Annotated in this window: 1 protein-coding gene; it reads right to left on the bottom strand. The window is 33.2% G+C overall.

Going from position 1 to position 889, the window contains the following annotated elements:
- Positions 1–48 precede the first annotated feature (48 nt).
- Positions 49–889 (bottom strand): transposase (locus tag ACM0OR_RS28315; protein ID WP_414579730.1); only part of this gene is annotated, 841 nt, incomplete at its 5' end.

Consider the following 889-nt stretch of genomic DNA (forward strand, 5'->3'; position numbering starts at 1 on the left):
TAGGACTTACGCATTGACAAAAAACATCATCTATAGAACCTAGGGATGCTAGATAATAACACCAGCACTAAGATTTGCAAAAATATGCTCACGGATCACACAAGTAAACAGATTCCTCTGTACCTCATACCAATTGTTAATTATCTTTTCAGAGCGCATAAACTCCAATTTAATAAATGCTTGAAGTGAACAAAATATGTGAGTCTTGATTGCATAGGTATCTCTAACCATGAATCGACAAATTCCACATACTTGTTTGATGGCTCTGTGAAAGGTTTCAATGCCCCAATGGGTATCATGAATTGTGATAAATTCACTTCTGGTTATCTCTTGAATTTTTTCCTCATCGGGCAGATATAAAATATAGTGTCTAGAGTCTTCTTTTTTAAAGTCTTTCCTAAACAACTTTATAAATCCAAATTCTTTCAAATGAGTTCTTAATCCTGATTCTGGAATCACCAAAGTGCTTACCTGACAATACTTATGTGGCTCATTTGAAACAGTTCTATTTTTTTCAACTCCGAAGAGAAAACCCAGTTTCTGGTTTTTTAGAAATTTTAAATTTTCTCCTCCTGAATACCAACTATCTCCTGTTACAATTCTTGGCTTGACTCCCCATCTGATTATTTCACTCACCATTTCTCTAAAATAATCGTTTTTTGTTTTTCCCTCCTTTTTGTCATATATTCTGTAATTAATTGGTACTGAACTACCATTAATATCACTGTAATATAAAGTGATTAAATTTAAGCCAATGATAGTTTTATGGGCTTTCCCTGACCAAAAATAACTGATTAATTCCGCATTTTTAGGGTCACTGTAAATCTTTTCTACTACTGTATCGTCTACACTTAGTATTCCTCCTCCCAAATTGATGATTTTCTCTATT

Origin of the sequence: Anabaena sp. CCY 9402-a, assembly GCF_963920945.1 — a bacterium.
Classification (GTDB): Bacteria; Cyanobacteriota; Cyanobacteriia; order Cyanobacteriales; family Nostocaceae; genus Trichormus; species Trichormus minutissimus.